The organism is Flavobacterium sp., assembly GCF_040382755.1.
Classification (GTDB): Bacteria; Bacteroidota; Bacteroidia; order Flavobacteriales; family Flavobacteriaceae; genus Flavobacterium.
The window spans coordinates 1-8,093 of record NZ_JBEIET010000091.1 but is presented as its reverse complement, the minus strand read 5'-3'; the positions used below and the strand labels follow the sequence as shown (position 1 = coordinate 8,093).

Annotated in this window: 7 protein-coding genes and 1 pseudogene; 6 read left to right on the top strand and 2 right to left on the bottom strand. The window is 30.1% G+C overall.

Annotation, left to right across the window (positions count from 1 at the left end):
* The first annotated feature begins 119 nt into the window (after positions 1-119).
* From ABWO04_RS08475 to ABWO04_RS08450, 6 genes are all read left to right on the top strand, one after another.
* Entirely contained in the window at positions 120-2,390 is a 2,271-nt protein-coding gene (locus tag ABWO04_RS08475; RefSeq protein WP_353079114.1) for a TonB-dependent receptor, read from the top strand.
* A gap of 13 nt (positions 2,391-2,403) precedes the next feature.
* Positions 2,404-2,754 (top strand): heavy-metal-associated domain-containing protein, encoded by a 351-nt coding sequence (locus tag ABWO04_RS08470; RefSeq protein ID WP_353079112.1) that lies wholly within the window; start codon positions 2,404-2,406, stop codon positions 2,752-2,754.
* A 51-nt stretch (positions 2,755-2,805) separates the two neighbouring features.
* The gene (locus ABWO04_RS08465; protein WP_353079110.1) at positions 2,806-3,288 is read left to right on the top strand and encodes a DUF1761 domain-containing protein; all 483 of its coding nucleotides are present in this window, start codon (positions 2,806-2,808) and stop codon (positions 3,286-3,288) included.
* 53 nt (positions 3,289-3,341) lie between these two features.
* Positions 3,342-4,487 (top strand): 8-amino-7-oxononanoate synthase, encoded by a 1,146-nt coding sequence (locus ABWO04_RS08460; protein WP_353079108.1) that lies wholly within the window; start codon positions 3,342-3,344, stop codon positions 4,485-4,487.
* 77 nt (positions 4,488-4,564) lie between these two features.
* Positions 4,565-5,239 (top strand): tetratricopeptide repeat protein, encoded by a 675-nt coding sequence (locus tag ABWO04_RS08455; RefSeq protein ID WP_353079106.1) that lies wholly within the window; start codon positions 4,565-4,567, stop codon positions 5,237-5,239.
* A gap of 72 nt (positions 5,240-5,311) precedes the next feature.
* Positions 5,312-6,667: a UDP-N-acetylmuramate--L-alanine ligase gene (locus ABWO04_RS08450; RefSeq protein WP_353079104.1), complete on the top strand. Its 1,356-nt coding sequence runs from the start codon at positions 5,312-5,314 to the stop codon at positions 6,665-6,667.
* Positions 6,668-6,734: 67 nt separating this feature from the next.
* On the opposite strand, the gene ABWO04_RS08445 is transcribed toward ABWO04_RS08450, so the two are convergent.
* Together ABWO04_RS08445 and ABWO04_RS08440 are read right to left on the bottom strand one after the other, a co-directional pair.
* Positions 6,735-7,385, bottom strand: coding sequence for a DUF1287 domain-containing protein (locus tag ABWO04_RS08445; RefSeq protein WP_353079102.1), 651 nt, complete (start codon positions 7,383-7,385; stop codon positions 6,735-6,737).
* A gap of 92 nt (positions 7,386-7,477) precedes the next feature.
* Positions 7,478-8,093, bottom strand: a pseudogene (locus ABWO04_RS08440) (WD40/YVTN/BNR-like repeat-containing protein); the annotation flags it as partial.

The window sequence follows — 8,093 nt, the reverse complement described above, 5'->3', positions numbered from 1 at the left end:
TAGATTACTATTGTAATTCTAACGCACCGCCTTTTTATAAACTCTATTCTCAACTTATTTTTTACGCATAATTTATATCGTTTTTAGTTTTTTCAAATTATAAACTTTATAAATTAATTATGTATAAACTTTTATTATTGGTATTGATGCCAATTTTTTCTTTGGCGCAAAGCAGTGTCCAAGGTAAGGTTACAGATAAGCAAAACAATCCTATTAGTAACGTAAAAATAACAATCCCTGAATTAAATGACGTTTTGTATTCTAACGAAAGTGGATTGTTTAGTTTAATTCAAGGAAATCGAACTCTTGTATTAATTATAGAAAAAGAAGGGTTTCAAAAACTTGAAATCAAGCAAAGTGCTTTTTCAGATTTCACGATTCAATTAGAAAAATCCGTTTTGGAAAGCAATATTGCAACCGTAACTATTGTAAAGAAGCAAAATACGTTAGGTAGAAAACAAAAAGCAGTTACCAATACGCAACATTTATCGCAAGGCGAATTGCAAAAAGCCGCTTGTTGTAATTTATCGGAAAGTTTTGAAACAAATCCGTCTATTGATGTAAATTTTTCTGATGCCGTTACAGGTAATAAGCAAATTAAAATGCTAGGTTTAACTAGTCCGTACATTTTAATGAGTGAAGAAAACATTCCAGCCATTCGAGGTGCTTTACAAGCAACAGGTTTAAACTTTATTCCAGGAACTTGGGCAGAAAGCATTCAAATTACAAAAGGGGCGGGGAGTGTAGTAAATGGATATGAAAGTATTTCGGGTCAAATAAACTATGAGTTACTTAAACCTCAAAAAGAAGACCCGTTTTTTGCCAATGTTTATGCCTCAAATGATGGCAGATATGAGATTAACACTCATTTTGGCAATAAATATTCAGATAAATTAAGTTCATTAGTTTTAGTTCACGGAAATACCAGAAACATAAAAAACGACATGAATCACGATGGGTTTTTGGATAATCCGTTAGGAAATCAAGTTAATATTTTAAATCGTTGGCAATACAATAATGCAGAAAAAGGTATTATTTCGTTTTTAAATATAAAATATTTTAAAGATGAAAAAACGGGTGGTACAATAAACGACAATTCGCATGAAATGGTGATGAATCCCAATTTATGGACAAGCCATGTGAATACAGATAAAATAGAAATTTCCAACAAAATTGGATATGTTTATCCAGATATGCCTTTTCAAAGTATTGGTTTTCAACAAGCCTTTCAGTACAATAAAATGCATTCTGAATTTGGAGATAAAACACATCATATTCATCATAAAAATTATTTTTCAAACCTTATTTTTAATTCGATTATTAACAATACAAAGCATAAATTTATAACTGGGTTGAATTTTAATTATGATACATTTGAAGAACATTTAGAAGCCAATTTTATGGCGGAATATGACAGAATTGATACTTCAATTGGTTCGTTTTTTGAATATTCTTTCGATAATTTAAATAATTTCAGTTTCGTTTTAGGCGCCAGAGCTGATAATCACAACAGATTGGGCTTATTTTTCACCCCAAGAGCACATGTTAAATATAATCCGTTTGAAAAAACTATATTTCGTTTTTCTGCAGGAAGAGGAAAAAGAGCCTCAAATATTTTTGCTGAAAACATAAATATTTTGGCCAGTTCAAGAGATATTATTATTAAAAATGAAAACGGAAAATTATATGGTCTAAATCCAGAAATAGCATGGAATTATGGAACAAGTTTTATTCAGAAATTCTATATTTTTGGAAAAGAACATGAACTGGTTGTGGATTATTATAAAACAGATTTCAGTAATCAAATTGTGGTAGATATGGAAAATGCAAGGCAAGTGACTTTCTCTAACTTAAATGGAAAAAGTTTTGCAGAATCATTTCAAATTGAATGGAATATTAATTTAATGACGCATTTAAATGTAAGAACGGCCTATAAATATTTGAATGTTAAAACCGATTATGCTACTGGATTATTAGATAAACCATTACAAGCTAAAAATCGTTTCTTTGCTAACATAGCTTATGAAACGCATATTTTGGAAAAAGGACAGCAATGGAAATTTGATACCACTTTTAATTGGATTGGTCAGCAGCGATTGCCAAATACACAAGCAAACCCAGTTCAGTATCAATTATCGGAATATACGCCAAGTTATCAGCTTGTAAATGCGCAAATAACGCGAACGTTTTCTAGTACATTTGAAATGTATTTTGGGACAGAAAATTTAGGAAACTTTAAACAGAAAAATGCCATAATTGCATTGGATAATCCTAACAGTCCGTATTTTGATAGTACCATGATTTATGGTCCAGTTTTTGGTACGATGTATTATGCAGGAATACGATTTAAAATAAAAGATAAAAAAGAACAAAATAATATAAATCATTAAAAAACAAAAAACCATGAAAAAAATAGTATTAGTAGTAGTGTTTGCTTTTTTTGGAATCCAAACAAACGCACAAGAACAACCTAATAAAAATAAAAAAGTAGAAATTGAGGTAAATGGAAATTGCGATATGTGTAAAAAACGAATCGAAAAAGCCGCTTATTCTGTAAAAGGAGTTAAAAGTGCTATTTGGCATGCAGAAGATCAAGACATACATTTAATTATTGATGAAACAAAATGTACTGTTTTAGATGTAGAAAAAGCTATCGCAAAAGTAGGTCATGATACGAAAGATGTAAAAGCAACTGACGAACAGTATGCTAAAATTCATGGTTGTTGTTTGTATCGTACAGAAGCAAAGCATTAATTTTATAAAAAATTATTATATTTGATTTATTAACCAATTAAAAATTTCATTATGCCTTTTAATTTTTATGCAATTTTAGCTGCAACTTTTGTTTCATTAATTGTAGGCTTTGTTTGGTACAATCCGAAAGTTTTTGGTACAATTTGGATGAACGAAACAGGAATGACCGAAGAAAAAGCACGTCAAAGTAACATGCTTAAAGTCTTTGGATTAACCATTTTTTATTCTTTTTTAATTTCATTTACATTATCTGGAATGGTAATTCATCAATTTGGTGCGTTAGGTATGGTTGGTGGAGATGCTACAAAAGCGCTACCGTCGTATGCAGCATTTATGGCAGATTACGGAGATGCATTTAGAAGTTTTCAACATGGTGCGCTTCATGGTTTTTTTACAGGATTATTTTTTGTTTTACCAATTACAGCAATAAATAGTTTATTTGAACAAAAATCTTGGAAATATATATTAGTTACTTCAGGTTATTGGATGGTTTCATTAACTATTATGGGTGCAATTATTTGTGGTTGGAAATAATTAACATTTATTTATAAAATAGAAGTCCTACATTTGTGGGACTTTTTTATGCCTTGAAAAAAATTACAATAAAAATATTCGATTCTATAAAAGACGTTCCAGAAAATTGGAATGCAGTTGCGGTTGCCAATCATTTCTTACAACTTCCTTATTTAGAAGTTTTAGAACGTTCGGCGCCAACAAATATGCAATGTTTTTATATTGGATTTTATGAGGATTTGGAACTAATTGGTGTTTCCTTAGCCCAATATTTAGATTTAAATAAATTAGAATCGTTTGGAGAAAGAGACAATTGCTTTAAAACATTTGTACGAAATTTTATTTTTCGAAACTTTGCTTCGCATACATTATTTATTGGGAATAACATGATAACTGGGCAAAATGCTTTTGCTTTTCAGAAAGAAATCAGTTTTGAGGAAGTTAGTTATATTTTAAAACAAAGTTCAAAAGAATTAGAAGCGTATTTCAAACAAAAAGGGATTAAAATTCATTTGATTTCTTTTAAAGATTTTTATCAGAATTGTGCTGTAGAATTTAAAAAATATGCTTTCGATAAAATATACGAATTCAATACGCAACCCAATATGATTTTCGAAATACCAACGAATTGGAAATCAAATGAAGATTATTTTAATGCCTTTTCAAAAAAATATCGAGATCAATATAAAAGAGCTCATAAAAAATTTGAAGGAATTTCAATGAAAGAATTAGATGTGGAACTAGTTGTTTCTTATGAAAATAAAATTAATGAATTATATCATTATGTAGCGAAAAACGCACCTTTTAACACTTTTTTCTTGGCAGAAAACCACTTTTCAACATTTAAAAAACAATGTGGAGATGGCTTTAAAATTTTCGGTTATTTTTTTGAAGATAAACTTATTGGCTTTCATTCTGTTTTAATAAATGACGATGTTTTAGAAACTTATTTTTTAGGATATGATGATCAAATTCAAAAAGATAAAATGTTGTATTTAAATATGTTGTACAACATGACAGAATTTGGAATTACTCATAATTTCAAAAAAATTATATTTGGTAGAACAGCCTTAGAAATTAAAAGTTCAATAGGAGCGACACCTGTTTTGATGTCGGGTTTCATCTACCATAGTAATCCATTAGTCAATAGATTTTTAGAGAAAATATTTAAAAATTTAGAACCCGAAACCGTTTGGCAACAACGTCACCCATTTAAATAAACAAATCACGTATTTAGTATTTCTTTTTTATTGATAAAAACGAATTGTTTTCTTATTTTTGAAAATAAATTTAATTCATGAAAAAACTCTTTTTCTTTTTCTTGTTATTTACACAGTGCTTGATTTCTCAGACTTTGTTTGAGAAAGCAGAAAAGTTATACAAAGAAAAAAAGTTTGAAGAAGCCAAAGCGGTTTTTGAAAGTTACTTAAAATCAGATCCCAACCATCTAAAAACCATTGAATATTTAGGCGATATTGCTGGAAATTCAAAAAAATGGGATGTTGCAATTTCTTATTACAAAAAATTAAAACTTCAAATTCCAAATAGTGCTACATATTGGTATAAATATGGCGGCGCATTAGGAATGAAAGCCAAATCCGTTAATAAGTTTAAAGCACTTGGCATGATTAGCGATATAGAAACCGCTTTTTTAACCGCTGCTAATTTAGATAAAAAGCATCTTGAATCGCGATGGGCGTTAGTAATGTTATATATTGAATTGCCTGGTATTATTGGCGGTAGCGAAACTAAGGCATTGAAATATGCAGATGAGCTTTTGGCGATTTCAAAAGTTGAGGGTTATTTAGCCAAAGGTTACATAGATATATATTACAAAAGATATAAAGCTGCAGAAATAAATTTAATAAAAGCGCATCAATTAGGTAAGTCAGCCATAACATATGCCAAATTATACGATTTATATATGTATAAGTTAAAAGATAAAAACAAAGCACAAAACATTAAAAAGTGATTAAGTAAAGGGTTTTTGGTAGAGGGTAAACTTTACCTTTTACCATATATCTTTCACCATTAACCATTCAACATGCGTACACATTTCATAGCCATTGGCGGAGCAGCCATGCACAATTTAGCATTAGCGTTACATAATAAAGGATATCAAATAACAGGTAGCGATGATGCTATTTTTGAACCGTCTAAATCTCGTTTAGAAAAGAAAGGACTATTGCCTATTGAAATGGGTTGGTTTCCTGAGAAAATCACAACTGATATTGAAGCTGTTATTTTGGGAATGCACGCTAAGGAAGATAATCCTGAATTGTTGAAAGCACAAGAATTAGGATTGAAAATTTATTCGTATCCTGAATTTTTGTATGAACAATCTAAAAATAAAACTCGCGTTGTAATTGGTGGTTCTCACGGAAAAACAACTATTACTTCTATGATTTTACACGTAATGCATTATCATAATATTGAAGTAGATTATATGGTTGGCGCACAATTAGAAGGTTTTGATACGATGGTGCATCTTACAGAAACTAACGATTTTATAGTTTTAGAAGGCGACGAATATTTATCTTCTCCTATGGACAGACGACCAAAATTTCATTTGTATCAACCAAATATTGCCTTACTTTCAGGAATTGCTTGGGATCATATCAATGTGTTTCCTACGTTTGAAAATTATGTAGAACAGTTTAGTATTTTCACTTCACAAATTACAAATGGTGGTATTTTAGTGTATAATGAAGAAGATGCAACCGTTAAAGAAGTAGCCGAAGAAACTACAAATCCAATTCGTAAAATTGCCTATCAAACACCAAGTTATACTGTAGAAAACGGAACGACTTTATTAGACACGCCTGAAGGACCAATGCCAATTGAAGTTTTTGGTGCGCATAATTTAAACAATTTAGCGGGTGCCAAATGGATTTGTCAATGTATGGGTGTAGATGAGGTTGATTTTTACGAAGCTATCGCCACTTTCAAAGGAGCAAGTAAGCGTTTAGAAAAAATTGCAGAAAGCAGTAATAAAGTGGCTTACAAAGATTTTGCACATTCGCCAAGTAAAGTTTCAGCTACTACAAAAGCAGTTAAAGATCAATATCCTGATAGAAAATTAATTGCTTGTTTAGAATTACATACGTACAGTAGTTTAAATGCCGAATTTTTAAAAGAATACGAAGGTGCATTAGACGCAGCAGATGTAGCTGTTGTTTTTTACTCACCAGATGCTGTAAAAATTAAACAATTGGATGAAGTTTCACAAGTTCAAATTGCACAAGCATTTAACAGAAAAGATTTGATTATTTATACGAACCCAGCAGAATTTAAAGACTATTTATTTGCACAAGATTTTAATAATTCCGCATTATTATTAATGAGTTCAGGTAATTATGGCGGTTTGAATTTTGATGAAGTGAAAGACTTGATGCACTAATTTGAGAATTTGAAGATTTGAAAATTGAGTAGACATTTTCAAATCTTCAAATTAATTAATCTTCAAATTATTTCCCATATTGAAAATGTCCAACAATTGTATAACTAAACAAGCAATCTTCTAAAACTTGTCCGTTACCAACATTGTGTACAATTAAATTACGTTTTCCATCTTTCGATTTTAAATGTGTAATTATTCCAATATGCGGTAATTTATCATGGATCATCCAAGTTACAATTTCGCCAGTTTTATAATCGTTTGCGTTTTCAGTAATTGATAACGTTTTTCCTTTTCTGCCAAAAAAAACTTCTAAATTTGGCACTCTTCTGTGGTCGATATTTTTATCTGTAGTTTTCAATCCCCATTTTTTTAAGTTAGGATATTTTGTGAAATTCGCCGCCATATCTTCGTGAACTTCTTTTTGTAAATCGATATTTAATTTTCTGTAAGCACGAATTATTACGTCTGTGCAAACGCCAGTTTTTGCTGGAACATCGCCATTTGGATATTTTAATTTCACATAATCGGGTGTATAAACAACATCTTTATCAATAATTTGAATCGCTGCATTTGATAACTTTTCTGCAAATGAATTCGGGTTTTCAATTGAAGAAATTTCTTGTTTTTCAGAAATTAAAATTGTTGAATCAGAAAGTGTTTCTTGTTTGTTACAAGAAGTAAAACTTAATAAAAAAGCTATGACGAAAATGAAGTTCATATGAATCAGTTTTTATTCGAAACGCTGTTTTTTAATTTTTAGTATAAAAAAGGCCAATTAAAAAATTGGCCTTTTAAATTTTAGGTTAAAAATTACCCTGCAATAAACTCATCAAATGTTTTTAATTTATATTCTGGAGTAGTTTTTTTTGCTTTTTCTAAAATCTTAGAGAAATGAGTTTTTTCTAATTTTTTAAATTCTGCTTCCACTTTATTATAGGTTTCTAATATTGATTCGATATTTGCTTTTTGAGAAGGAGAAGGCGCGTCATATTGACTTGCAACCGAAGCATAAATTGCACCTAATTTTTCTCTTAATTGCTTTTCTGCGGAACCTACATAATTATCACCAGTTGTAATTACCATAGTGAATTTTAACTTGTTTAATTCTGCATTGGTTTTGATACTGGTTTTTGAGTAACTTTTGTCTTTAGAGGCAATTTCATCATTAAGCTTCGTCATTTCATCTATTTCATAAACCATATAAGCTAAACGTTGCACTTTATCGAAAAGCATTTTAGTTGCGACTCTTTGTTCTGCTCTTGAGTCAGCTGTAATTGGACTTTTTGGGTCATTTAATACTTCAAACTCGTGTGTAAATTTATCTTTACCTTTAGTTAAAACAGCTTTGTATTTCCCTGCAGGCACTAATGGCGTTGTGAAACCGCTGTAATCTAATGTTTTTCCAGTTGCTACTTTTGGTCCTTTT

Bases quoted from the DNA above. Each gene is read 5' to 3' on its own strand.
- ABWO04_RS08475 (WP_353079114.1), top strand. From the start codon at position 120: ATGTATAAACTTTTATTATTGGTATTGATGCCAATTTTTTCTTTGGCG.
- ABWO04_RS08450 (WP_353079104.1), top strand. From the start codon at position 5,312: ATGCGTACACATTTCATAGCCATTGGCGGAGCAGCCATGCACAATTTA.
- ABWO04_RS08470 (WP_353079112.1), top strand. From the start codon at position 2,404: ATGAAAAAAATAGTATTAGTAGTAGTGTTTGCTTTTTTTGGAATCCAA.
- ABWO04_RS08445 (WP_353079102.1), bottom strand. From the start codon at position 7,385: ATGAACTTCATTTTCGTCATAGCTTTTTTATTAAGTTTTACTTCTTGT.
- ABWO04_RS08455 (WP_353079106.1), top strand. From the start codon at position 4,565: ATGAAAAAACTCTTTTTCTTTTTCTTGTTATTTACACAGTGCTTGATT.
- ABWO04_RS08465 (WP_353079110.1), top strand. From the start codon at position 2,806: ATGCCTTTTAATTTTTATGCAATTTTAGCTGCAACTTTTGTTTCATTA.